Here is a 24,066-nt window from a genome sequence, read left to right on the forward strand (position 1 = left end):
ATTGGCGGCCATTCGCCATTCTTGCAGTCTGGCCGCTTTCGCGTCGGGGTCGGGTGGCGTAGCCGGCGCGAATGGCGCAACAGACTCACCATCGCATCGCCGGCAAGCCGGCTCCTACGCGATCACGTTGATAGCTAAGCCCATGTAGGAGCTGGCTTGCCAGCGATTGGCGGCCATTCGCTATTTTTGCAGTCTGGCCGCTTTCGCGTCGGGGTCGGGTGGCGTAGCTGGCGCGAATGGCGCAATACACCCACCACCGCATCGCCGGCAAGCCGGCACCTACGCGATCGCGTTGATGGCTGAGCCCATGTAGGAGCTAGCTTGCCAGCGATACACGTTCAGCCGACACGTCGTAACGGAGCGAGGTCAGCCTCTCCGAAACCACCACCCCTTACGCCAGCAGCTAAACACGGTAACCTGCCCACCACGTTTCCAACGGCAAGGAGCTCACCATGAAGCTGGGATACACCATCATCTACGTGCCGGACGTCGCGGCCTCGCTGGCCTTCTTCAAACAGGCATTCGGCCTGGAACAACGTTTTCTGCACGAGTCCGGTACCTACGGCGAGTTGGACACCGGTGCCACCACGCTTGCCTTCGCCGCACACGAACTCGGCGATATGAACTTCCCGGGTGGACACGTGCGAGCCGACACGTCCATCCAGCCGCTGGGCATGGAAATCGGGCTGGTTACGGAAGACGTAGCCGGTGCACACCAACAAGCGATCGCCGCAGGTGCGACGGAACTCAGCGCCCCCACTCAAAAACCCTGGGGCCAAACCGTCGCCTATATCCGCGCCCCGGACGGCACGCTGATCGAACTCTGCTCACCGATCGGCAGCTGAGCGTTGCCGCCCCCTCTATCTGGCGGCTGCAAAGGTTGCCATCACCTACCCCGCGAGCTAGAGTGCGCCCGTCACGGTCTATCCCGTGACCGGGTGTAGCAACCTGAATGTTCGAGACGCGGTGCGTCCAATTGCCTAGCCGGTATCGATTGCCGTGCTACCGCATTTTTGGGCACGCCGTTCAAGGCAGGCCTCGGCTTGTCTGGCACTCAATCGTTCAAGGAGCATAAGGACAATGCGCTACCTCACTTTCAGTTCAGAGCACCACCCACCCCGCAAAACTACGCCAATGACCTCCCCCCAGGAGGTGCACCATGGCTGATTCACCAGGCCGCGTACTGCCCTTCCCGTCACGCCCGAGCCCAGCCCGCGTCACCAGCTACAAGGCCTGCCCCGCCCAGGCGGATGCCGAACTGCGTGCCGATATGCTGAGAGAGCTGCTGGATGATCTCGTCATTCAGGAGCAGTTGGAAACCGATTACCTGCGAATACTCGCGGCTTCGCTGGCAGCCAATGCACTGCTGAATGAATTGGTGGTGTTGTACCGGCGAGCGATATCACAGGTTCAGGGAGGAGCTCGAGGTGAGTAGTCGGACCGTCACCACTCTGCTTGCCAGAGGGCTGAAACATGGCATGGCCTTAGAGCTAGTGCACCGCAAACCAACCGCTGCACGCCAGGCTACAGGGCTGAAGCCCAAGCACTAAAACAACGATCCCCATCGTTGCAAGCTAGCGCAACGATGGGGATCGTCTTTCCGCGGCAGTAGAAGCGCGTTAAACCAGTGGCTTCTTGGCTGCACGACGCACATGCATCCAGTCGACGATCTCGCCCTCAGGGGTGTAGCCGCAGACAGTGTCACGCAGCAATTGCCGCACGCGATCGTAATCGTCCTGCTCCACGGCCTTGAGCAAATCCGCCATGACGATCTTGAACGTTTCCCAAGGCAGGTGCTCTTCGTTGGCGCGCATGATCATCGGGTGATCGGTAGGGCTCACGTTGTCGCCGATCAGCAGCTCCTCATACAACTTCTCACCAGGACGCAGCCCCGTGAACTCGATGGCGATATCGCCGCTGGGGTTGTGATCAGAAGCCACGCTGAGGCCTGTGAGATGAATCATCTTTTCGGCCAGCTCGGCGATCTTCACGGGTTGCCCCATGTCCAGTACGAATACGTCTCCACCCTGCCCCATGGAGCCAGCCTGGATCACCAGTTGCGCGGCCTCGGGAATCGTCATGAAGTAGCGGGTGATGTTCGGATGAGTGACGGTAACCGGTCCGCCCTTGCGGATCTGTTCGTAGAAGCGTGGGATCACAGAACCCGATGAACCCAGCACGTTGCCAAAACGCACCATGGTGAAACGGGTTTTGTTGACCTGATGCAGCCCTTCTTTATCACCGAACAATACCGGCGCCGTTTCTTCGCTCAGGGCCTGCAGCACCATTTCCGCGAGACGTTTGGTGCTGCCCATTACGTTGGTGGGGCGAACTGCCTTGTCGGTCGAGATCAGCACAAAATGTTCGACGCCTGCGCGTAACGCAGCCTGCGCCGTGCACATCGAACCAAACACGTTGTTCAAAACGCCTTCGGCGACATTGTGCTCAACCATTGGCACGTGCTTGTAGGCTGCTGCGTGATAAACCGTATTGACATCCCAGGCGCGCATCAGCTCGACCTGGCGATTCTGGTTACGAACCGAACCGAGAATGGGCACCAAGCGAACGGGCAAAGACTCGCGGCGAATCCGCTGCTCCAGCTCACTGTGGATGGAGTAAAGATTGAATTCGCCATGCTCGAGCAGCAGCAACGTTCTTGGCCCGGAGCCAAGGATCTGCCGACACAACTCGGAGCCAATCGAGCCACCCGCCCCGGTGACCATGACCACCTGATCGCGTATGCATCGTTCGAACAACTCGCGCTGTGGGGGAACGGCGTCCCGCCCAAGCAGATCGGCAATGTCGACCTCCTGAACATCCTCGACCTTCACACGACCGCTGGCCAGATCCATAAAGCCCGGGACCGAACGTACGTGTAGCGGGTACTGTTCGAGTAGCTGCAATACCGAGCGGCGTCGAGTACGAGAAACGGATGGCAGCGCGAGCAATATCTCGACGGCGCCCGTTTCATCGATCATCTGCTGAATATGCTTGGGCGAATAGACACGCAGACCGGCAATGATTCGATTGGAAATGTTCGAGTCGTCATCGATGAACGCGACCGGCCTCATCGAGCGGCCCAGCCGCAAGGAGGCGGCCAGCTGATTACCCGCCGAGCCTGCACCGTAGATGGCGACAGGCGGCAACCCGGCATCGCGACTACTCAATTTGAACGGCTGATCGGCGGCGAACCAGTGGCCCATGAAGAACTGCCGCATCCCCAAACGCAGCCCACCGATGAGCATGATGCTCAGCCACCAGTAGTTGAACACCATGGAACGTGGGATTACTGCGCGTGCATCCTGATGCCAGTAAATGGCCAGCGCCAGAATCAAGGCGGATAGCGACACGGCCTTGGCGATGGCAATGAGTGCTTCGGTACCGAAGTACCGCATCACGGCCCGGTACATACCGAAACGGATGAACATTGGAATGGAGATGAGAGGTGCTAGCGCGAAGAGCCATAGGTGCCCGTCCAGCGGATAGACCTCTTCGAAATCCCCGAGGCGAACGACAAAAGCCAACCACAGTGCAGCCCACACCAACATCACGTCGATGGCGACCTGAATCAGGCGCTTCTGACGACGGCGCAGCCGTACCAGGCGAGTACGTAGCAGCTCAGCAAACCTCAACACAACGACACCTCATATCCCTATAGCGAGCCAGTGCCAGGTTCACACCCAGCAGCACAAGCATGAATGGTTCTAAACCATCTCACGGTAACGATTCAACACTTCAAGGCCGTTCCGGGTGCATGCACCGCACCCTCCTCGACCACTACATGATAGCCAGCGCAGCAGCCGGCCTGCAGCCAGGCTCTGGCACCGACCTTTACACCTCCGGCAAGCTGTACGCCGACACCGAGGTGGGCGTAAGCGCCCAGCACCGCATCATGGTCAACGGTGGCATTCGCGTTCACGATAGCACCCTGCCCCAGGATGGCACCTACGCCAACCATCGCCATCGCCATTACGGCAACGCCGCGCCCCACCTCGGCATCGTCGCTGACGAAGGCCCTTGGATGGACGACGGTCGCCAACGACAGCCCAGCAGACTCGATCAGCTGACTCCACCGTTCACGCAGGGCATTGTTGCCAACGGCGGCAATCGCTGCATTGCCAGAGCCAGCATGAGCGCTGAGATCATCAGGCTTGCCGACAAGCGGTATCCCATAAAGCTCGCTCAAGCCCGGCCAGCGATCGTCCAGAAAACGAACCGACTGCCACTGGCCGGATGCCAAAGCCGCCTCGGCAACGGCCCTGCCATGCCCCCCGGCTCCCAGTATCAGCAATGTGTTGTCGATCATTTAGGCTCCAAAGACCCGGCGTTGAACTTGATGGCCAGGAAGACCAGCGGAAGATAGGCCATCACCAATCCAATAGTTCCGTCCACGCCACCCAACCCGACCCACAGTGCGATGGGCAATAGCCATAACAGGTTGATCGCGGTCACCGCCAAGGTGACAGGCAAATGGCGACCGTAATGACGCGAGGCGTACTGATAAGCATGACTTCTGTGGGCCTCGTAAACCCGATCGCCACGTACTAGCCGACGCAGCAGGGTGAAGGTCGCGTCGACGACAAACACGCCGAGCAATATCAGCCAGGCCCACAGCAACTGAGGAAACGCAGCAGCAGCCTGCAAGGACAGAACACCGAGCGTAATGCCCAGAAAGCCACTGCCCGCATCGCCCATGAAAATACGAGCCGGAGGGAAATTCCAGATCAGAAAGCCGAGCACGGCGGCTGCCAGCGACAAGACGATAATCAGTGAGCCATCGGCATTTCCGAGCCAGACGTATAGCAAGGCTCCTCCAATACAAACGCAGATGGCCTCCACACTGGCGATACCGTCAATGCCGTCCATGAAGTTGTACAGGTTGAGCAACCAGACCAGATAGATGGCTGCCAGCACATGGCCGAACCAGCCTAGATCGACCACGGAGCCAAACAAACTGATTGCCGGCAGGCCACCCAGCCAGAAAAGCGCCCAGGTAGCGGCCGCAAAATGGCCGAGCAGCCGCCAGCGAGCCGCGATGTGCCCGTGATCGTCAAGAAAGCCAACCACAGCCACCAGCCCGCCTGCCCCGCCCAATGCAAAGGCTGTAGCACTGTCGACTCGACCAAGTAACGCTAGGCCGAACACGGCAAGGATGAAGCACACCACGATGGCCACACCGCCACCGCGAGGTGTAGGCACCGAGTGTGAGCTGCGTGCATTGGGGATATCCATCAGGCTGCTAGCCAGGGCGTAGCGCCTCAACAACCAGGTCAGTAGACAGGACGTGCTGGCGACTACCAGCAAAACAGTGATCAACAATTAATCTCTCCTAACCCCCGCCGCTCACGGCAGGCATTGCTGTTCAGCCAGCGTCGAAGGCAAGTGCCGTTTTGCGCAATGCGTCATCGACGCTCACGGCCGGCGTCCACCCCAGCAGTTCTCGGGTTTTAGCGATGTCCACCTGCAAGGAACCACATAGCCGCTGAGCGATGGCGCGTCGGCCAAGCATTGCCGCACCGGCTTGCAGCAGAGTGGCTGGCACCGGGAGCAATCTTGCGGGTCGCCCAAGCGCGTTACCCATGCGCTGCAGCAATTGAGTCGTGGATAGGTCCTCACCGTCACTGACCAGAAATGTCTGGTTGGCCGCCGCCGGGTGATCGATACAAGTGGCTATCAGATCCACGAGGTTGTCCACTGCAACCAGACTGCGCTTGTTTCCTGTAGCGCCAAGCGGCAGTGGTATGCCTTTGCGCAACCAGCTCATCATGCTGCGGAAGTTGGCTTTCACGCCCGGGCCGTAAACGAGCACGGGCCTGATGATCACCACCTGCATGCCGGTCTCGTTCGCCAGTGAGCGCAGGCCCTGCTCGGCCTCCATCTTGGATACGCCATAAGGGTCCTGGGGGGCGGGCGTATCGTCTGCCCGATAAGCATGCCCTGGCTGGGTGCCCTCGCCATTGACCTTGATCGAACTGATGAACACGAAGCGCTGCACGCCAGCTGCGGCCGCCTGCCTGGCAAGGCTCAGGGTGCCGTCAACGTTGGCCTTGCGAAATTCCACCAGAGGATCGGCGGCCGTATCGTTCATGACGTGAACGCGAGCTGCGCTGTGGATGACGACCGAAACGCCCTCGAGCGAGGTGGTCCAGTCCACATCTGCCGCCAGCCCACCTACCAGCGGGTTAACGACGCTCACTGGTGCCTGGGTCAAGGGGGAGCGCGAGGGGGCAATCAACTCGTGGCCTTCCTGATGCAAACGTTCGAGCAGTGTGCGGCCGACAAAACCACTGCCACCTGTAACCATTATTCGTTTCATGATTGCTTTCGATCCCTGCGCGTTCCCTGCCGGAACAGGCGCTCCAGATTAGAGAAGATCTTTTCCTTGGAGAACTGATCATCGTAATAGCGCTTACCTGCTTCCCCCATAGCAACGCGCTCCTGCGAGGTCATAGCCGCCATGCGTTGCACGATGAGAGACAGGCCCTCCTGATCGCCAGAAGCGCAGGCGAGCCCTGCTCCCGACTCTTCGATGACACGTGCGGCCTCGCCACCAATCATCCCGAGCACAGGCTTGCCTGACGCCAGATAAGCCTGAACCTTGCCCGGAATGGTCTTGGCGAATACCTCGTTGGTCTTCAGCGAAACCAGTAGCGCATCCGCCGTGGCGAAAAGCCCCGGCATGGCATCCAGCGGGTGGCGACCAAGCAAAAGCACGTTGTCGAGGTTGCGTTGCGCGACCTCACGCTGCAGCCAATCGCTCATGCGGCCGTCCCCTACCAGCACCCAGCGGACCTTGACGGTGTCTCGCAGGGCCTGAGCCACATCGAGAATCGCGGGAAAATCCTGCGCTTCGCCCAGATTGCCGGCGAACAGAATGGTGAATTCGTCCGGAGAGCGCGCCAGCAAAGGCGATGCCCCTTCAGGTAGCTCGTTGAACCCGTCTTCTGCCCAACTGGGGAAATACACCAGCCGCTCGTCATCGATAGGCCGGGTACAGTAAGAACGCACGCTATCCAGGAAAGCGCGTGATTGAAGCAGCAGGTAATCGGTACGGTTGTAGATCCAGGAAACCATCTTGCCCACTAATGCGAGGGCCCGGTCATCATGGACTACACCGACCGCGCGCAGGGTCTCCGGCCACAAATCCAGCACCCACACGCTGACTGGTGCCTTTTTCAGCCTGCCGATCACCAGAGCCGGAATGGCCGACATGATCGGCGAGACTGCATAGACGAAAACCCCATCGAATTCTCGGCCCCGCAGCTTCCAACTGCCCAGCAACGAACCACTGACTACGAACGACAGGTAGTTGAGAATAAGGGTGAGGCTGCGCTTGCCGCGCGGGATGAACGGTACGCGCACCACCTCCGCGCCGCGATAACTGGCGAATTGCTCCGGCGCCTCGCGATAAGCCTCGAATACCTGACCCTCAGGGTAATTCGGCAATGCCGTGAGCACGGTAACCTCATGCCCTCTACGCACCAGCTCTTCGGCCATGTCATTGACGCGCATGTTCTCGGGCCAGAAATACTGGCTGACGATCAATATCCTCAGTTTTCCCTCTCGCATGCGCGTCAGTCGTTCCGTTTCCATACCGTGCGCATCACGTAGTCGCGATAGCTATGAACGATCCGTACGACTTTGTCCGCTACATTGGGCATGCTGTAATCGGCAACCAAGCGCAGGCTGCGTTCGTCACCGCGGCCCTGGGACTCGAGTACCTGAAGCGCCTGCATCACTCGCTCTACCTCTAGCCCCACCATCATCACCGAGGCTTCTTCCATCCCCTCGGGACGCTCATGGGCCTCACGAATGTTCAGCGCAGGGAAGTTCAGAATCGAGGACTCTTCCGAAATGGTGCCGCTGTCGGACAACACAGCTTTGGCGCAGGCCTGCAGCTTGTTGTAATCCTTGAACCCCAGCGGTTTGAGCAGCCGCACATTGGGATGGAAGGTCACGCCCAATGCATCCACGCGTTTCTGGGTGCGGGGGTGGGTAGAAACGATGACCGGCATGCCGTAATGCGCAGCGACCTGGTTCAAGGTCTCGGCCAGTTTGCGGAAGTTCTTTTCCGAGTCGATGTTCTCTTCACGGTGCGCGCTGACGACGAAGAACTTGCCCTCCTCCAATCCAAGACGCTGAAGGACGTCGGAGGCGTCAATGCCTTCACGATAGTAGGTCAACACTTCGAACATCGGGCTGCCGGTCTTGATCACCATATCCGGTGATAACCCTTCACGCAGCAGGTAGTCGCGGGCAATGGTGCTATAGGTCAGGTTGATATCCGCCGTGTGATCGACGATCCGGCGGTTGATCTCTTCCGGCACACGCATATCGAAACAGCGGTTGCCTGCTTCCATATGGAAGGTGGGGATCTTGCGTCGCTTGGCTGGAATCACCGCCATGCAGCTATTGGTATCACCCAACACCAGCAACGCATCCGGTTGGACTTCAGCCAACACCTTATCGACCGCGATGATCACATTGCCGATGGTTTCTGCGCCCGTGGCGCCCGCGGCGTTGAGAAAATGGTCAGGCCGGCGAATACCCAGGTCGTCGAAGAAAATCTCGTTGAGCTCGTAATCGTAATTCTGACCGGTATGGATCAACACATGATCGCAATGCTCGTCCAGCTTGGCCATCACTCGGGCCAGGCGGATGATTTCGGGACGGGTGCCAACGACCGTGGCAACTTTCAGCTTTTTCATGGTTTCACCTGGCAGGCGTAGGTATCAGGGTGAGCGCGGTCGAAGATCTCATTCGCCCAGAGCATCACGATCATCTCGTCATCACCAACATTGGTAATGTCGTGTGTCCAGCCGGGCACGGTTTCAACGATCTCCGGCTTGTCGCCTTCCGTAATGAGTTCATGGAGCTCGCCGGAAACCATATGCCGGAAACCAAAACGGGCGCGGCCCTTGATGACCAGGAACTTCTCGGTCTTGGTGTGGTGATAATGACCGCCGCGCGTGATGCCGGGGTGAGCCGTGAAGAATGAGAATTGCCCACTGTCGGGGGTTTTCAGCATCTCGACGAACACACCACGCGGATCACCATACTTGGGAACTTCGTAGGTGAATCGCTCTGGAGGCAGGTAACTCAAATACGTCGAGTAAAGGGCACGCACGAAGCCTTCACCTACCCGATCCGTAATCAGGGTATTGCGACTTTCCTTGAAACCACGCAAACGATCAGCGATCTCGCCAACACTGACCCGGTATTGCGGTTCAACGTCAACGCCTTTGGTTTCTCCCGACATTAACGCAAGGAAGTGGGCAATGACGTCGTCGATATACACCAGAGTGATGACGGCTGCGGGGTCGTTGATCTGGATAGGCAGATCACGGGCAATGTTATGGCAGAACGTGGCCACCGCCGAGTTGTAGTTCGGCTTGGCCCATTTACCAAATACATTCGGCAAGCGCAGAAGATGCACAGCGCTGCCGTGCTGCTGTGCAAGTGCATGCAAGGCCTCTTCAGCTCCACGCTTGCTGACTCCGTAAGGGTTGTCCAGCGAGGCCTGGCTCGACGATGTATATACAACCGGAATCTGCCGGCCGCTGGCTTCAATCGCCTTGCAAAGCTCAACGGTAAGCTCGGTGTTGCCCTCTCTGAACTCGGCAGGATCCTGAGGCCGATTCACGCCTGCCAAGTGGAAGACGAAGTCTGCCTGGGCAATACGCTCACCGAGCGTGCTCAGGTCGTCAGAACGGCCAAAAGTGAGAATCTCGACATCCTGGTGCTCCTTGAGATGAACGATCAGATTCTTGCCAACGAAACCATTAGCACCGGTGATCAGAACTTTCATGCTCACTCCTCGGGCGCCGCGTCTTCGCCGCGCTGAATGGCACGCATGAAATTCAACTTGAGCAACAGCTCCTGCATGCCCGGCACGTCCAGACGTTCTGTGTTGTGCGAGTTATAATCTTCCGTGTGGGAGATGCGCTCTTCACCTTGCTCGACGAACTTGCTGTAGTTGAGATCACGCAGATCCGGCGGCACACGGTAGTACTCACCGCGATCTTCGGCGCAGGCCATCTCCTCGCGACTCAGCAGCGCTTCGTAAAGCTTCTCGCCATGGCGAGTGCCGATGACCTGGATGGGATGGTCGGGCTTGCCCAGCAGCGAGGTCAGCGCTTGCGCGAGCACCTCAACCGTTGCAGCCGGTGCTTTCTGTACGAACAGATCACCATTGCGGCCATGCTCGAACGCGTACAGAACCAGATCGACCGCATCAGCCAGGGTCATCATGAAACGGGTCATGTTCGGATCGGTGATAGACAGCGGCTTACCCGCGCGGATCTGATCGACGAACAGCGGGATCACCGAGCCACGTGATGCCATGACGTTACCGTAACGGGTACCGCAGATGACGGTGCTGGTTTCATCCAGGTTACGCGATTTGGCAACCATGACCTTTTCCATCATGGCCTTGGAAATACCCATGGCGTTGATTGGATAGACAGCCTTGTCGGTACTCAGGCAGACCACGCGCTTGACGCCATTCTGGATGGCAGCTTCGAGCAGATTCTCGGTACCCAGCACGTTGGTCTTTACAGCTTCCATCGGGTGGAACTCGCAAGACGGAACTTGCTTGAGGGCAGCCGCGTGGAAGATGTAATCGACACCACGGGTTGCATTCAACACGCTTTGATAATCGCGTACGTCACCGATATAAAACTTCAGTTTCGGGCTGGAGTAATGCTTACGCATGTCGTCCTGCTTCTTCTCATCCCGGCTGAAAATGCGAATTTCAGCGATGTCGGTGTCGAGAAAGCGCTTGAGCACGGCATTACCGAAGGAGCCCGTACCACCGGAAATGAGCAGTTTCTTTCCATTGAACATATGCAATCCTGAGATCTGAATGCGAAGCAGCCTAGCGGCGGCCTTGCAGGGCTGAATAAATAGAGTCACGTTTCTGCTGTGCGGTGGGGTAGCTGATCAGCACCGCACGATAAGGGCCTTTGAACACGAAAAAACTACCTGCAGCGACGCCCACAACCCCGCAGACAGCGACCACCTTGTGCATATCGTCGAGGCTACCTCCCCCGCCCAGCACCGTGAGTGGCACGGTCAGCACCTCACGCAAGTGAGCAGCCAGCGCTAAGTCATAGCCTTTCATCTTTCCGTCGTTATCGATGGAGTTGATGACGATTTCGCCCGCCCCGAGCTTTTCCATCTCCAAGGCCACATCGACGACGCTGCGTTTTGTGTTGCGAGTGCCATTGTGCGTCCAGACGTCCTGGGTCTTGCCCAGCAACCGCTGCTTGTGATCAAGCACCACGACAACACTTTGGCGACCGATCTCAGCGGCGATTTCACTGATCAGGCCGGGGTTGGCCAGCGCAGCGGAGCTGATGGCTACCTTCTCGACACCTAGCGCAATGATGCGCTTGGCCTGCTCGGCAGTGCGCACGCCGCCACCGTAGCAAAGCGGCATTCTGCACTCCGACGCAAGGTGGGCGATCTGCTGATAGTCCGGCTCACGATCATGGGCACTGGCATCGATATCGATGACGATGAGTTCGTCCGCTTCCTTCTCATTGAAGATCTTCACGGCATTGATCGGATCGCCGACGTATTTGGGATCCTTGAATCGCACGGTCTTGACCAGACCGCTATCCTGGATCAACAAGCAAGGGATGATACGTGGTCTCAACATTTCACAATTCCGCGAAGTTCTTCAGCAAGTCGACACCGCAGTGGTGGCTCTTCTCGGGATGGAACTGCACCCCATACACGTTGTTCGAGGCAACGGAACAACTGAAACTGGCACCATAAGTCGCAGTCGCAGCGATATGCGCAGGCTCAGTGCACTCGAAAAAGTACGAGTGAAGGAAATAGAACAACCAGCTTTCCTGTTGGCCCTTGAACAGAGGGCTGCCAGGAGCAGGCTGTACATCATTCCAGCCCATGTGGGGCAATGCCAGCTCGCTCGATTCAGGTACCGAATGGAAGTTGCGCACTCGACCCGGGATCCAGCCCAAACCAGGTAGCACACCCTCGTCACTGGATTCGGCGAGCATTTGCATGCCTACGCAAATGCCTAGCACAGGAATGCCCTGGCCAAGAATCATGTCATCGAGCGTCTGCCGCATGCCTGACGCGTTCAGGCGCTGCATCGCATGGTCAAATGCGCCCACGCCGGGCAGGATCAGCTTGCTGGCACCGGTCAGCTGATCAGCATTGGTCGCTACCGTGACCGGTATATGCAGTCGCTTGTAGACGTTTACGAAGGCCTGAATATTACCCAGACCGTAGTCGATGATGGTGATCATCTGAAAAGCCTTCTCTCCAATCCGAGGGCGCTCATTACACGCGAACCGATACCGATTAGAAAGCGCTTGTTCTTGTAATCCTTATACGTTTTGTTTTCTCCCTCGAAAATCGCCTGCAATTCCGCGACCGACAGCCCCAATTTGTTGGCCACGAACTCGAATTCAGTTTTCAGGAACTGCTCATCCATCTCCGGCTTGGCAATACGCTCCAGAGCTTGGTCACGAGTCATTTGCCCGGTCATGATCAGGCTGGAGAAATGCGCGCGGCGCTTCTCATAACCGAATTTGCGCGGCATCCAGTAGTCTTCGTAGAAGCGCGTGAAGCGGGACTCGTGGTGCTTGTGCTGGAACTTCTGCCAACCGAAACGGCGTTCGAGCTCGGCTTCAGCCTCTTTCTTGACGTACGGCACCAGATTCAGCGGCTTGACGATCTCCATGCCCAGCACTCGCTGGTAGAGGATCTTGTAGGTCATGATATCGACCAGCGGGAAGGTCTTGAGCGGACGCTTGCCGAAGCGCTTGTGGACGTCCGCGAACAACGTCTTGTCGATGCCCGGATAGCCGCCCCACTCTTCAGGCTCGCGACAGCACTCGGTCGAATAGTTGCCACCGGTCAATACATACTTGATGCCATGCTTGCGTGCGAACTTATACAAGCCGGAAAAAAAGGCGGCATCCTGGGGTAGATCCTGGTCTGCAATCTGCGAACGCAGGAATGCCACCTGCAGATCCTTCATCTCCTCCCAGTTGATGACTTCGGTGTAGAGATCCAGACCAAGGCCATCTACCAGCTTCTCAATGTTGCCTACGGCCTGGTCGGTATTCCAGCCCGCATCCACGTGGAAAAGCAATGGGCGCAGCCCCATCTTTTCCTTCGCTATATAAGCCGCGTAAGAACTATCCAGGCCGCCACTCAAGCCAATGATGCAGTCGAAATCCTTGCCCTCACCCTGCTTCTTGATTTTCGTAGCGAGTGCTGCAAGATCAGCCTCGCCCCGCGCATCGGGATGCCAGTTGGGAGCGATTTCGGATTTGAAATTGTTGCAGAAGTCACAAACCCCGCTGGCATCAAACTTAATACCTGGATCTGTGCTATCCATAATACAAGACGTACAAATTTGATACGCCATAACCACCTCCAATCAAAACCCCGAGAGCAGCTTAAACAACCGTCGCCGCAACTCATAGAAAAAAGAATTCGTTGCTGATAAAGCTCTCAGCCTGTCGACCAGCGGAGCAGAACTAGTTAAAACCCCTAAAACACTTCCCGAGGCACGCGCATGCTCGCACTCTATTCTTGACTTAAGAAAAGCGATTCCATTCCGGTCTAAATCAGCACGATGCTTATCGTAGAACCTCTCGAAAGCGCTCATACGTGGAGTTAAACGCCTATTATACTCAGAGAATGAAAGCTGCATATTAATGCTATTGCCCGAATGGACACGCCAATGGCATCCAATAACATCCGAATGGACTATAGTCCAACCCGGCATGTACCTAACTGCGACCTCCATCCATGTATCTTCATTGGGCAACGACTCAGGAACCGGAAAAATTTTGTCAAGCACAGGCCTAGACATTAGATAAGAAACCCCCGTAAACCCACCAACCCCGGTCGCTTTTGGCACAATCTGCCCATCAAATTTTTTATCTTCAGAAATCGTTTTAAGCTTGCAGAGCCCAACAACTGGAAGACTCGGGGAATAGGCGCTTACAGCTTTGAAGCGCTGACTCAAACTCCCTGGAGGCATCAAATCATCCCCCGCAAAAATACATACAAACGATCCCGTCGCCATTGAGACGCCGTAGTTAAATGCGGAGCACTTACCCGCACCAGGATTTTTTAAAACCTTTAATCTCGAATCACTTGCCGCCATCTCACAGACGATTGAATAAGTACTATCCTTAGAACCATCATCAACAAAGATTAATTCAAAATCTACATCTGACTGGTTCAATATACTCGAAACTGCCTCTCTCACATGGAGAGCCTCATCTTTCGCTGCGATGACGACACTTACGCCATGAAAATACATCGCTATCGCTCCTTAAGCAAAATAACAATTAAAAACAAGAGTAAAAATCCATTTCCAAGCAGAGTCGGAACCAATGAACCATTAAATATATTTATACAGAAAACCGGCCAAATAGACTTGAATGCCTCATTATCAGAAACAGCAAAAAGACGAAATATCTGACCAACCACGAAGGAATAGCCAACGACACCTATAAGCCCGAAATTTACGTAGGAGTCAACCACATAAAAGGAATTCGTATTTGCAGTCTCGTTCCAAGACCATTGATAAGCAAAAACGATTCGCTCTAAATTAACACGCTCCAAGAAAAATAAGCTGGAGAAAAATGAGCTTGTCGCTCCGAATAAATGGTCACCGGAAAACTGAGTGAAAAAAACGTGCAGGGTATCGGAAGCAGAAAAGAGTGGAACCCCTACAATCCTCCACACCAGGTAATCCACTCCGCTTTTAGCACTGTATGATGCGCTAAAAAAACTATTTAAGTCGAATGCCCCCTGGTTTCCTTGTGCGCTCACACTGGCAGCAACAAGAAAAAACAGCAATCCAAAAGCACCAAAAGAGAAAAATACCATTTTACGAAAGTCGAGGATCTTCAAGTACCAAAATACATACAGCAAAGGTAAGACAACGTTCAGAAAAAGCGCTTTTTGCATAAAGCTTACTGAGTACAGAAAGAATATAAAAAAACACAAAAACCGCCACTTGCTCTTCCTCAAAAAGAGACTTGACAAACTAAACGGAAGCAGGACACTAACAAAGACTGTACTTATGTAAATTAATGCTGACTCGTAGCCTGTACGTGCTTTCAGGAATCCGCCTCTCTGTTCATTCAGAGTGAGTTCATCTGCTCCTGTCAACATCGAAATCAAAGGAACGGCATCTGCCGTTAAAACTGCATAAGCGGAATACAGTAAAAAAAAACTCCATATCGTACCGTGTAGCGCTGTTGAGCTAACAACAATACGCCGGAGACCACCATGAACAAAATAATCTGGGAGAGGGAATGCTCTCCCAATCGCAATCCCTATACATCCGCAGAAAGCAATGATGGACAGAAAAAGGAAACTATGCCCCTCACGCACACTTAAACCAAGAAAAAGAGACAGCAGTCCGTAGTAAAAAAAACAGGTTACGAAAAATAGAACCCATGAGGTATGAGCAGAAAAAATTTTATCTAGCAGTTTATTCACCAGCTCACTTCCCATTCGAACCAGGTAAGACCAATAGCGAGAGACCTAAATAAAAAGTCCTACCACCCAAAGAAATACAAAAGCGAGACAAATGAACGGAAAAACGTAAACAGACACTTCCGCAAACAAATCGATCGAATGTTTTATAGGCACCCCCAGCACATTAAGAACCACCAAAAAATATAGCAAATAGGAAACCAAGCCACTCAGGGCATAAGCCTCCACCATAAAATCCTTGAAGATGAAGTAAAATAGCAAAACAGCAGATACTCGCATCAGCAATGCTGCTAATTGCAAGTAGAGAGCGATGTCCTGCTTACCCTTCACATGCAAGCTCATGGAGATAGGCGACACTAGGAGCTGAAAAATAAACCACGGCGTCATCCACCCAACAAGCTCCCCGGCGCGTTGCCATTCGCTACCGAATACAATGGGGAAGACTGTCGGGGCAACTATAGCAGCAAACAGCAACGGCCCAACACCAACTTTCGCAAGTTTAGCAAGCATACTTTTTGATAAAGTAGCCAGCTCTCCTTTACGCTCACTCAGCGGCGCTTGGGATAGATAAACTTGAGAAATAGCGTTTCCCAACAGAGCGATTGGGGCCTGAAGAACTCTCATAGCAAGCATTAAATAACCAGCCTCAGAGCCTCCTAATAAGAAGGCTATTAAAAGCAGCGGCAATTGAGAGGCAGCTTCATTTGCTAGAGACTCAAAAACAGAGTACCTGGGAAACCGCCCGTATATTTGAAAAAAACGTCTTACATCCTGAAAAGACAAACCACAAAAATTTCCTGGGTCTTTTCTCAACAAAATAATGAAAGCAAAAGCCCCTACAACCCCACTCGCTAATTGCCCCCAAAGTAGCCCTGCAGCTGTAGCAAGCCAAATACCCGCACCTATCTGGATAGATACAACAACGATGGACTGTGAGAATTTCACGAAGGATATAGATAAAAACTTTTTCTCTCTCACATACCACATTTGGAGGCTATTGAACGCACCCATTGAGAAAAGCCCCAAGCCAACTAATGCAGAAAAGACATTAGATTCGATGCCCACGTTGATGGCAAAACCCCAAAGCAAAAACGATAAGCCAACAGCAATAAACGACGAAAATATCGCGGCGCAAACGATACCTAAGATCATTAATCGCCATGCATCACCAGAGGACTCGGGTAAGGAAATCGCAATATCAAATCTCAGACAGATAGCACCGGAAAAAATACCGATTATGGCAACATATATAGCAAGGACATTAAAATTTTCTGGGGAATATAGTCGTGTAAGAACAGGAAGCGCCAAGAGCAACACAACCTGACCCAGAGCAGTCCCACCTACCAGTAAACCAGCAGCCTTGGTAACCTGATCCGGCTTCAACACGAACTTCATCAAGCACAATGCCCGATCGCGGAAACGATATCCTTGACTTGCGAGTGATCAAGATAAGGATGCATCGGTAAACTGACTACCTGTTGAGAAATCGAGTCACCTATAGGAAGAGTTTTGTCGTCAGCAACAGCAGGCTGCTTATTCAATGGTATGGGATAATGCACAGCGGTTGGTATACCTTGGGCCTTAAGGTGCTGCTGCAAGTTATCGCGATTGCCTACACATATCGTGTATTGGGCATAGGCACTGACGTTATGTGGTTCGATAAAGGGTGTTTTTATCTGCTGCTTAGCCAATAGCTCATTATAACAAGTCGCCACATTCAGCCGAGCAGTTAATTCATTCTGAAAAATTTCTAGTTTAGGCAGCAAAATAGCCGCCTGTAGCGTGTCCAGTCGACTATTCACCCCAACTCGGATATGGTGATAACGGCGATCCTGGCCGTGTCGTGCTATTTGTCGAAGTACCTTGGCAAGCTCGTCATCATTGGTGAATATCGCTCCGCCATCACCATAACAGCCCAATGGTTTGCTCGGGAAAAAGCTCGTGCAAGCGATAGTAGATAGGTTGCATGAACGCCGTCCTTTATAGGTGGCGCCAAAGCTCTGCGCGGCATCTTCTATAACGGGAATGCCATACCCCTTGGCAATTGCATTGATAGCGTCGAAATCAGCACATTGGCCATATAACGACACAGGGATGATCGCTTTGGTACGGGGCGTGATGGCTGCCTCCAACAACTGCGGATCCAGATTGTAGGTGCGCGCACAAACATCGACGTAAACCGGTTTGGCTCCCAGCAGCGCTACGGTTTCAGCCGTGGCGATATAGGTAAATCCTGGTGTGATCACTTCATCGCCAGGGCCTATGCCCAGGGCCATCTGGGCAATCTGCAGAGCATCGGTGCCATTGGCCACAGTAATGCAATACCTGGCGCCGACGAAGTTCGCCAGCCGCTCTTCCAATTCAGCGACCTCAGGGCCAAGGATGTATTGCCCATGGTCGAGTACGCGCTGGATTCCAGCGTCGATCTTGTCCTTGATCAACGCTTGCTGCGCCTTGAGGTCGATGAAGTCGATCATTGCTGGGTTTCCTTGGAAAGAACATTGCCGTTAAGTATGTACCGGGCGCCGCTATGTTCGCAGGTGGCGACCCCCTCTCCACTGAGGGGCAACGCCAATTGCTCGCCGTATTCACTCATCCAACCAATTTGTCGCGCAGGTACGCCCACCATCAAGGCGTAGCTGGGTACATCCTTATTGATTACCGCACCAGCACCAATGAAAGCGAATTCGCCAATCGTCACGCCACAAACGATGGTGCAATTGGCACCAAGGGTTGCGCCCTTTTTCACCAGCGTGTCGCGATACTCGCTTTTTCGCTCTATCAGTGAACGAGGGTTATAAACGTTGGTGAACACCATACTGGGGCCGCAAAAAACGCCCTCCTCCAAAGTCACGTTGTCGTAAACCGACACGTTATTCTGGATCTTGCAGTTGTCGGCGATCACTACCTTATTGCCAACGAATACATTCTGGCCCAGCGAAACGCCAGCACCAATGCGAGCTCCAGGGCACACATGGACGAAATGCCATACCCGTGAATCATTGCCAATCTGTGCGCCGTCATCGACGATCGCGGAAGGATGCTTGTAGTAGGCCATATTGATCAGTGATCACCAAGTAGACGGGCCAACTCCGGCGCTGCGTAGCGTCCGTAGTGTTTGGCACCTATTTCATTAAGATGATGCGCGTCCATATAGATCAACTCGCCGTGATCGAATGGCGCGTTCGCGAAAAAGGCAGAGGCGGAGTAATCGACAAACTGAGCGCCAGGATACTTCGTGATGAGTTCCTTGATCCTTAGATTTGCATTTTTCCATTCAGGATCTTGGTGGACAGCGGCAGGTAGACCTAACGCTTCGAAATGACGCGCCCTCAAGAGATTGCCATCAAACATCGGGATCTGAGCAAGGACGATGACCTTCTTGCCTGAAGCAAGCGAACTGCTCACGAACGATGAGATCGCGCCTAGAAACCGTTCGCTGCCGAAATGCCAACGCCACTTCCCTACCAACACGATCACCTTGAAATCGCTCAGCGCTTGCTGCACAGCCTTGATCTGATTTCGGCAATCTTCTTGAGCGTAATCAGGAATACGTTCGACATCGAAATCAGGTACAGGCACACAACTGCTGCCAGTGATTAGCTTCACGGAAAAGCCTTCGGCCTGGCCTGCCACATCGAAGAAGTAATTGAGCTGTGCCCCATGGCTATCACCAATTACCAGCGCCTCTGGAGGGAGACCCTTATCTCCTCGCACACAGTTGCCCACCAAGCGTCCGTGGCAGATTTCCTCTGGTTTTGCATAGCGAGCCATCGCTGTGGGAACTTCCGCTTGCGATCCAGAACCCAGGTGCGGCGAAGCCAACATGGCTAGTGCGCACACTGACACCATCGCAGCGGCGATGCCAAAGCCCGACGGCGTCAACTTCAAACGTCTTGCAGGCGTCTCTATCCAGCGCAACGAAATTACAGAGAGGATCAATGTCAGTGACACGATCGAAGCGGTTGCCTGCCAAGTCAGCTCGTAGGCACCGGTGTAGTAACGATAAATGGCCAGTAGCGGCCAATGCCACAAATAGATGGAATACGACAAGCCACCGACCCAAACAGCGGCACGGTGAGACAATAGAATATTGATCCAGCCGTTGCGTGCGGCGATCAAGAGAGCTGTGCCTAGACAAGGTAATAGCGCCCAGAGGCCGGGAAATCTGCCTTGGTCGACTACGGTGAAGCCCGCGATGAGCAGAACAAGACCTACTCCACCAGCAGCGGTGGCTAAAGCAATAGACCAACTTCGCCCCAGCGATAAGACCGCCAGCAAAGCCCCGATCAAAAACTCGCCGGCCCGGCCAATAGATGAAAAATAAGCGTGCGTGGCTTGATCTGCTAAAAGCTGGTACTGCGAGTACCCTAACGTGACGACTATTAAAAACGCTAGAGCTAGCGCTCGGTAGCGGACGGGAGTCAAACCAAAAAAGAGTGGAAAGAATAAATAGAACTGCATCTCGATGGCCAAGGACCACGTATGCAACAGAGGCAGTTCATGGCTTGCAGGCGCGAAATAACTACCGAAATCTGAAAAATAAAAATTGCTGTAGAAGCCCAGAGCGGAACCTAGGCTGTCTTGGTATATATCGAAGTCAGGAGGCAGAAACATCCAGGCTGCCAATAAGGTGACCAAGGTCAGCATGACCAGATAGGCCGGCACAATTCTGCGTACGCGTGCCCAGTAGAACAGCTTCCAATCGACAGCATCGCCTTGCTTCAACAACATTGACGTGATGATGAAGCCGGATATGACCAGAAACATATCAACGCCGGTAAAGCCTGAAGGCAGCCAATCCTTTTCGATATGGAACACCAAGACAGCCAGCACCGCCAATGCACGAAGCCCCTGAACATCGCGCCGAACATCGCGCGCAGAAGAGCGGCTGATTGTCTTGGTTTTAAACATCGGAAATAGCCCGTGAGATCAGTGTCAATTCAAACAACCGAGAAAGGGATGCCCCTCTCCATTCACTGCAGTAACTGCAGTGGCAGAGCGAATGGTATCGACTGTCTGAACACAATGCCTGGCGTCCTCAATTCCGTAACCGCGACCCGCCAAAATTTCCTGATAGCTGATGGTATGTAGGTCGGTGAAGCCTTCAGAAAACTCGATTTCATCGCCGTCCACGGTGATCGATCGATAGGTCGGCTTCTTACCCTTCACGCTTTCTGGCAAATCATCAGCGTCGATGGACAGGAACCAGCGCACACGTGCTTTCTCATATTCGAGGTAGCCAGCCGCTTTGTAGTCGTTAGCGTAATGCAATACATTGCGCTGCAGCTTGCCGAAGATGAAATGCAGCATGTCGTAAAAGTGCACACCTATGTTCGTAGCGACACCGTATGATTTGCGCGGATCCCCCTTCCAACTCTCCATATACCATTTGCCGCGGGACGTGATGTAAGTTAGCTCGACATCGTACTTGGCCTCGCGATTTTCGCTGGCAACCTTTTCCTTTAGGCTCAAAATTGCTTGGTGATGCCGCAACTGCAGAATGTTGTAAACACGCTTGCCGGTCTCCTTCTCTACGCGGGACAGCTCATCCAGCACTTCAGGCGTAGGTACCAGCGGCTTCTCGCAAATAACATCACATCCCAGCCGCAGACCGGCGGCGATATGCGCGTGATGCAAGTAGTTGGGCGAACAGACTGCGACATAATCAAGAGCCGTGGCCGGATCTCGCTTGATGCGGTTGGCATGCTCGGCGAAACGTTCAAACTCAGTGAAGAACTCGCTCTGAGGCGACAGGCTGTCGATGATCCCGACAGAGTCATTGATGTCATAAGCGGAGACCAACTCGTTACCCGTATCCTTGATAGCTCGCATATGGCGAGGAGCGATATAACCAGCGGCGCCGATAAGTGCAAATCGTTTCAAAATGACCTCCCCCACTTAAGCTTTGATTACGTTGGCAGCAGGCGCACGGTACTTACCGCGGCTATCGACTATCAACTTCGCATGCCGACTGATCAAATCGTAATCAAACTTATCATGATCAGTGGCGAGAATAACTGCGTCAAAGCGCTGGAGGTTCTCGGCGGTAAGCGGCTCGCTAGACAAATCGAAATTATGCTCACGCATTTTAGGAAATTTAGGCACATGTGGATCGCTATATGCGACTCGACATCCTTTCGCCTCGATCAACTCCATGATCTCCACCGAGGGCGACTCACGCATATCGTCTACGTTCTTCTTGTAGGCGATACCAAGTACGAGCACATTACTGCCTTTAAGCGGTTTACCCGCGTCGTTCAGGCCATCCATCAGCTTGGTGACGACATATTCAGGCATAGCTTGGTTGACCTCACCCGACAGTTCGATGAAACGGGTGTGCAGGCCATACTCGCGAGCCTTCCAGGTCAGGTAGAAAGGATCGATTGGGATGCAGTGTCCGCCAAGCCCTGGGCCAGGATAGTAAGGAGTGAACCCGAATGGCTTGGTTGCTGCTGCGTCAACAACTTCGAAGATATCGATACCCATGCGATCAGCGACGATCTTCATCTCATTTACTAGGCCAATATTTACCGCACGGTGGATATTTTCGAGCAGCTTGGTCATTTCTGCAGCTTTAGTGGAGCTGACGGACACGACTTTGTCGATGGCCTGCTCATAGAGCGCAACACCTACGTCGAGACAGGCAGGCGTATGACCACCAATTACCTTCGGAATGGTGCGTGTTTCAAAATTGGGATTGCCTGGGTCTTCACGCTCTGGCGAGTAGACCAAGAAGATATTCTCACCGACTTTCAGCCCTGCATGCTCGACACGTGGCAGCAGCTCCTCCTCGGTGGTGCCAGGATAAGTGGTGCTTTCCAATGACACAACCTGCCCCTCACGTAGGTAGGGTTTGATCGCGTCAGTAGTATTTATAACGAAGCTCATGTCCGGCTCGCGATACTTATTTAGCGGTGTCGGTACGCATAGAATCAAAGCGTCGCACTCACTGACGCGCTGAAAATCCGTTGTCGCTTCGAATCCCGAAGAACGTGCGGAAGCTACTTTTTGAGCGGGAATGTGCTCAATATAACTCCCGCCAGCATTGAGCGTATCGACCTTATTGACATCGATATCGATACCTAAAACGCGGAATCCAATTGCGTTGTAGCGCAACATAAGCGGCAACCCTACGTAGCCAAGACCGACAATACCAATCAGGGCCTCCCTGCTCTTGAACTTGGCAACGCTTGTCTGCTTGATAGCTGACGTCATGTAACACTCCAGATACTTATAGAATATAGATATAAAAATTAACCGGCGTCGCTAAAACGAGAGTGCGTTTTAGGCTTACTGGTCAAAACGCTCATCAGCGCAATGAATAGACCCAACATGGTGCCCAATACAGCACCTAGCGCCACCACCAAAATCCTCTTAGGCTTGATGGCAGAGCGTGGATATATCGCTTGCCTATCGATGTTCACCAATTGCAAGGCATTAAGGTTCAGATTGAGACCCTTGAGCTCCGCAGCCTCCTGATTCCATTTCGCATAGTTCTCGATATATACATCCTCATCAGCGCGCTGTTTGAGGAGTTCAACTTCGCGATTCTGCTCAAGCAACCGTAAGTCGGCTTGGAGCTTTGCAACACGGGGCTCGGTAAACTCATCCGAGCGGCGCTTTTGTAGCGCATCGCGCTCTGCTTCGAGCGCCTCAGTGCCCATGAAATAGAGAGGGATCTGCTGGTTATTGACCTCCGTGCGGATGACATTGCCAGAGCCAGACACTGGTGCGCTATCAGAAAGGGTGGATGGCGTACTCGGCTTCTCGATGCCCAGCGACTTCGCGATCATGACAGCTTCATTTAGTTGTGCGATTCGGTCATCACGACGAGTACGGAGTTGCTTGCGCAAAGAGTTCAGTTCGTCCTGCAGCTGAGCTCGCTTGAGAGCATCAGCCTCCGAAAGCGATGCAATCTTCGCTTGCTTGTCTGCCTGGTAGGCAGCACGCTCGGCTGCCATACGCTGCTCCAGCTTGGCCAAGCGGTTACGGATGATCACTTCCACGTCTTCAGCGAGGGCAGTACGCTCTTGCTGGATCACGTACTGGATCAGCCCATTGACGATATCGGCACCTTTCACACCCCATGGGTAGGTATAAGCGAGCCCTATATAGGAAAAACCACCGTCGGGGCGATTAGGGTCAGGCCGCAGTATTTCAAAGTCTTCGATGATTTGGTTCATCGCCTGCTCAGCGGTCTGCCCATCACTCATAGCATCTGGCCCAAATAGCTCCTGATTGGCATTGAAGTACTCGAGCCGATACTCGTAGGAGCTGATCCCCGCACCGACTCGCTGCAGCGCCTCTTCAGGCGTCAATTCGTAGAGGCCGGATGCATTGAGCTCATCCAATACATTCATCGCAACCGGGCGCAGGATGCTCTGGGTGCGATAGTACTTGGTAGCCAACAGCGCATAAGCAACTGCCAATAGGGTGACCACGGCAGCGACACCGATGATCAGCTTCTTGCGCTCCCACAGTGCGCGCATTAGCTCGCCGAGATCGATGTCATCGTTCTGCGGGCGGACGTTTGGGGCTTGCGACATGGGCTCAGTCATCCTG

General features: G+C 54.1%; 22 protein-coding genes. 2 read left to right on the forward strand and 20 right to left on the reverse strand.

The genetic code is table 11. The features are described 5' to 3' along the window. The first annotated feature begins 452 nt into the window (after positions 1 to 452). Together QRN22_RS25765 and QRN22_RS25770 are read left to right on the forward strand one after the other, a co-directional pair. Positions 453 to 845 carry a VOC family protein gene (locus QRN22_RS25765; RefSeq protein ID WP_042554010.1) on the forward strand — a complete coding sequence of 131 codons (393 nt, stop codon included), beginning with the start codon at positions 453 to 455 and terminating at the stop codon, positions 843 to 845. Between the two features lie 314 nt (positions 846 to 1,159). Next, the gene (locus QRN22_RS25770; protein WP_042554009.1) at positions 1,160 to 1,435 is read left to right on the forward strand and encodes a hypothetical protein; all 276 of its coding nucleotides are present in this window, start codon (positions 1,160 to 1,162) and stop codon (positions 1,433 to 1,435) included. Between the two features lie 184 nt (positions 1,436 to 1,619). Here the strand turns inward: QRN22_RS25770 and QRN22_RS25775 are convergent, their stop codons facing one another. The 20 genes from QRN22_RS25775 to QRN22_RS25870 all read right to left on the reverse strand — a co-directional run bounded on the left by QRN22_RS25775 (position 1,620) and on the right by QRN22_RS25870 (position 24,050). Next, positions 1,620 to 3,635, reverse strand: coding sequence for a polysaccharide biosynthesis protein (locus QRN22_RS25775; protein ID WP_042554008.1), 2,016 nt, complete (start codon positions 3,633 to 3,635; stop codon positions 1,620 to 1,622). A gap of 92 nt (positions 3,636 to 3,727) precedes the next feature. Continuing rightward, positions 3,728 to 4,306 (reverse strand): acetyltransferase, encoded by a 579-nt coding sequence (locus QRN22_RS25780; protein WP_042554007.1) that lies wholly within the window; start codon positions 4,304 to 4,306, stop codon positions 3,728 to 3,730. Further along, positions 4,303 to 5,313 (reverse strand): MraY family glycosyltransferase, encoded by a 1,011-nt coding sequence (locus tag QRN22_RS25785; RefSeq protein WP_373565150.1) that lies wholly within the window; start codon positions 5,311 to 5,313, stop codon positions 4,303 to 4,305. The genes QRN22_RS25780 and QRN22_RS25785 overlap by 4 nt, the downstream gene beginning before the upstream one ends. A gap of 49 nt (positions 5,314 to 5,362) precedes the next feature. Then, on the reverse strand, positions 5,363 to 6,316 hold the full coding sequence (locus tag QRN22_RS25790; RefSeq protein WP_042554005.1) for a UDP-glucose 4-epimerase family protein: 954 nt from the start codon (positions 6,314 to 6,316) through the stop codon (positions 5,363 to 5,365). Next, entirely contained in the window at positions 6,313 to 7,569 is a 1,257-nt protein-coding gene (locus QRN22_RS25795; protein WP_042554004.1) for a glycosyltransferase family 4 protein, read from the reverse strand. The genes QRN22_RS25790 and QRN22_RS25795 overlap by 4 nt, the downstream gene beginning before the upstream one ends. Before the next feature lie 5 nt (positions 7,570 to 7,574). After that, a complete protein-coding gene (gene wecB, locus QRN22_RS25800) occupies positions 7,575 to 8,708 on the reverse strand; it encodes a non-hydrolyzing UDP-N-acetylglucosamine 2-epimerase (RefSeq protein ID WP_042554003.1) in 1,134 nt (377 codons plus the stop codon). Then, on the reverse strand, positions 8,705 to 9,808 hold the full coding sequence (gene wbjC / locus QRN22_RS25805; protein ID WP_042554002.1) for a UDP-2-acetamido-2,6-beta-L-arabino-hexul-4-ose reductase: 1,104 nt from the start codon (positions 9,806 to 9,808) through the stop codon (positions 8,705 to 8,707). The genes wecB and wbjC overlap by 4 nt, the downstream gene beginning before the upstream one ends. Before the next feature lie 2 nt (positions 9,809 to 9,810). Next, complete coding sequence (locus QRN22_RS25810) at positions 9,811 to 10,845, reverse strand: polysaccharide biosynthesis protein (protein ID WP_042554001.1); 1,035 nt, start codon at positions 10,843 to 10,845, stop codon at positions 9,811 to 9,813. Positions 10,846 to 10,876: 31 nt separating this feature from the next. Then, positions 10,877 to 11,662: an AglZ/HisF2 family acetamidino modification protein gene (locus QRN22_RS25815; protein ID WP_042554000.1), complete on the reverse strand. Its 786-nt coding sequence runs from the start codon at positions 11,660 to 11,662 to the stop codon at positions 10,877 to 10,879. A gap of 1 nt (position 11,663) precedes the next feature. Then, positions 11,664 to 12,278 (reverse strand): imidazole glycerol phosphate synthase subunit HisH, encoded by a 615-nt coding sequence (gene hisH, locus QRN22_RS25820; protein ID WP_042553999.1) that lies wholly within the window; start codon positions 12,276 to 12,278, stop codon positions 11,664 to 11,666. After that, on the reverse strand, positions 12,275 to 13,408 hold the full coding sequence (locus QRN22_RS25825; RefSeq protein ID WP_042553998.1) for an N-acetyl sugar amidotransferase: 1,134 nt from the start codon (positions 13,406 to 13,408) through the stop codon (positions 12,275 to 12,277). The genes hisH and QRN22_RS25825 overlap by 4 nt, the downstream gene beginning before the upstream one ends. Positions 13,409 to 13,420: 12 nt before the next feature. Continuing rightward, positions 13,421 to 14,314, reverse strand: a complete 894-nt coding sequence (locus QRN22_RS25830) for a glycosyltransferase family 2 protein (protein WP_082045786.1) — start codon at positions 14,312 to 14,314, stop codon at positions 13,421 to 13,423. A gap of 2 nt (positions 14,315 to 14,316) precedes the next feature. Further along, complete coding sequence (locus QRN22_RS25835) at positions 14,317 to 15,504, reverse strand: O-antigen polymerase (RefSeq protein WP_156152707.1); 1,188 nt, start codon at positions 15,502 to 15,504, stop codon at positions 14,317 to 14,319. Positions 15,505 to 15,549: 45 nt separating this feature from the next. Then, positions 15,550 to 16,896, reverse strand: coding sequence for an oligosaccharide flippase family protein (locus QRN22_RS25840; protein ID WP_052493797.1), 1,347 nt, complete (start codon positions 16,894 to 16,896; stop codon positions 15,550 to 15,552). Continuing rightward, complete coding sequence (locus QRN22_RS25845) at positions 16,896 to 17,978, reverse strand: DegT/DnrJ/EryC1/StrS family aminotransferase (protein ID WP_042553997.1); 1,083 nt, start codon at positions 17,976 to 17,978, stop codon at positions 16,896 to 16,898. Before QRN22_RS25845 ends, QRN22_RS25840 begins: the two co-directional genes overlap by 1 nt. Continuing rightward, on the reverse strand, positions 17,975 to 18,559 hold the full coding sequence (gene wbpD / locus QRN22_RS25850; protein ID WP_042553996.1) for a UDP-2-acetamido-3-amino-2,3-dideoxy-D-glucuronate N-acetyltransferase: 585 nt from the start codon (positions 18,557 to 18,559) through the stop codon (positions 17,975 to 17,977). The genes QRN22_RS25845 and wbpD overlap by 4 nt, the downstream gene beginning before the upstream one ends. A gap of 5 nt (positions 18,560 to 18,564) precedes the next feature. Beyond that, positions 18,565 to 20,415 carry an acyltransferase family protein gene (locus QRN22_RS25855; RefSeq protein WP_042553995.1) on the reverse strand — a complete coding sequence of 617 codons (1,851 nt, stop codon included), beginning with the start codon at positions 20,413 to 20,415 and terminating at the stop codon, positions 18,565 to 18,567. Positions 20,416 to 20,439: 24 nt separating this feature from the next. Next, complete coding sequence (wbpB, locus tag QRN22_RS25860; protein WP_042554184.1) at positions 20,440 to 21,387, reverse strand: UDP-N-acetyl-2-amino-2-deoxy-D-glucuronate oxidase; 948 nt, start codon at positions 21,385 to 21,387, stop codon at positions 20,440 to 20,442. Positions 21,388 to 21,402: 15 nt separating this feature from the next. Continuing rightward, positions 21,403 to 22,719 carry a UDP-N-acetyl-D-glucosamine 6-dehydrogenase gene (wbpA, locus tag QRN22_RS25865; protein ID WP_042553994.1) on the reverse strand — a complete coding sequence of 439 codons (1,317 nt, stop codon included), beginning with the start codon at positions 22,717 to 22,719 and terminating at the stop codon, positions 21,403 to 21,405. A 38-nt stretch (positions 22,720 to 22,757) separates the two neighbouring features. Beyond that, entirely contained in the window at positions 22,758 to 24,050 is a 1,293-nt protein-coding gene (locus QRN22_RS25870) for a Wzz/FepE/Etk N-terminal domain-containing protein (protein WP_156152706.1), read from the reverse strand. Positions 24,051 to 24,066 lie beyond the last annotated feature (16 nt).

This window comes from Pseudomonas sp. MEJ086, assembly GCF_030209025.1.
Taxonomy (GTDB): Bacteria; Pseudomonadota; Gammaproteobacteria; order Pseudomonadales; family Pseudomonadaceae; genus Aquipseudomonas; species Aquipseudomonas fulva_A.

Bases quoted from the DNA above. Each gene is read 5' to 3' on its own strand.
- QRN22_RS25830 (WP_082045786.1), bottom strand. From the start codon at position 14,314: ATGTATTTTCATGGCGTAAGTGTCGTCATCGCAGCGAAAGATGAGGCT.
- QRN22_RS25790 (WP_042554005.1), bottom strand. From the start codon at position 6,316: ATGAAACGAATAATGGTTACAGGTGGCAGTGGTTTTGTCGGCCGCACA.
- QRN22_RS25845 (WP_042553997.1), bottom strand. From the start codon at position 17,978: ATGATCGACTTCATCGACCTCAAGGCGCAGCAAGCGTTGATCAAGGAC.
- QRN22_RS25825 (WP_042553998.1), bottom strand. From the start codon at position 13,408: ATGGCGTATCAAATTTGTACGTCTTGTATTATGGATAGCACAGATCCA.
- QRN22_RS25870 (WP_156152706.1), bottom strand. From the start codon at position 24,050: ATGTCGCAAGCCCCAAACGTCCGCCCGCAGAACGATGACATCGATCTC.
- QRN22_RS25810 (WP_042554001.1), bottom strand. From the start codon at position 10,845: ATGTTCAATGGAAAGAAACTGCTCATTTCCGGTGGTACGGGCTCCTTC.
- wecB (WP_042554003.1), bottom strand. From the start codon at position 8,708: ATGAAAAAGCTGAAAGTTGCCACGGTCGTTGGCACCCGTCCCGAAATC.
- wbpD (WP_042553996.1), bottom strand. From the start codon at position 18,559: ATGGCCTACTACAAGCATCCTTCCGCGATCGTCGATGACGGCGCACAG.
- QRN22_RS25780 (WP_042554007.1), bottom strand. From the start codon at position 4,306: ATGATCGACAACACATTGCTGATACTGGGAGCCGGGGGGCATGGCAGG.
- wbpA (WP_042553994.1), bottom strand. From the start codon at position 22,719: ATGACGTCAGCTATCAAGCAGACAAGCGTTGCCAAGTTCAAGAGCAGG.
- hisH (WP_042553999.1), bottom strand. From the start codon at position 12,278: ATGATCACCATCATCGACTACGGTCTGGGTAATATTCAGGCCTTCGTA.
- wbjC (WP_042554002.1), bottom strand. From the start codon at position 9,808: ATGAAAGTTCTGATCACCGGTGCTAATGGTTTCGTTGGCAAGAATCTG.
- QRN22_RS25795 (WP_042554004.1), bottom strand. From the start codon at position 7,569: ATGCGAGAGGGAAAACTGAGGATATTGATCGTCAGCCAGTATTTCTGG.
- QRN22_RS25855 (WP_042553995.1), bottom strand. From the start codon at position 20,415: ATGTTTAAAACCAAGACAATCAGCCGCTCTTCTGCGCGCGATGTTCGG.
- QRN22_RS25815 (WP_042554000.1), bottom strand. From the start codon at position 11,662: ATGTTGAGACCACGTATCATCCCTTGCTTGTTGATCCAGGATAGCGGT.
- QRN22_RS25765 (WP_042554010.1), top strand. From the start codon at position 453: ATGAAGCTGGGATACACCATCATCTACGTGCCGGACGTCGCGGCCTCG.
- QRN22_RS25840 (WP_052493797.1), bottom strand. From the start codon at position 16,896: ATGAAGTTCGTGTTGAAGCCGGATCAGGTTACCAAGGCTGCTGGTTTA.
- QRN22_RS25770 (WP_042554009.1), top strand. From the start codon at position 1,160: ATGGCTGATTCACCAGGCCGCGTACTGCCCTTCCCGTCACGCCCGAGC.